Annotated in this window: 1 protein-coding gene; it reads right to left on the reverse strand. The window is 45.3% G+C overall.

Annotated features, from left to right (window positions below; genetic code table 11):
• A partial coding sequence (gene tnpA / locus D7D26_RS12090) for an IS200/IS605 family transposase (protein ID WP_120373190.1) occupies positions 1–327 on the reverse strand: 327 nt, incomplete at both ends.

Genomic DNA, 327 nt, shown 5'->3' on the forward strand with positions numbered 1-327 from the left:
CGTCCTACCGTGCTTACGTAATAACCGCGGCACCAGAAATGTCGATTGCCATATTTGTACTTCAGATTCGCGTACTTTTCGTAAATCATCAGGCTGCTTTTACCTTTCAAGTAACCCATCACCTGTGATATGCTGTATTTGGGCGGTATACTCAGGAGCATGTGAACGTGATCTTTACATGCTTCCGCCTCCAATATTTCAATTTCTTTGTACGCGCACAGTTTTCTCAGCATCAAACCAAGGTCTTGTTTGATCTTCCCGTAGATGATCTGGCGGCGATACTTCGGCGCAAATACCACGTGATACTTACACTCCCACTTCGTGTGT

The sequence above is a fragment of the Pyramidobacter sp. CG50-2 genome (genome assembly GCF_003612005.1).
In the GTDB taxonomy this organism is placed as follows: domain Bacteria; phylum Synergistota; class Synergistia; order Synergistales; family Dethiosulfovibrionaceae; genus Pyramidobacter.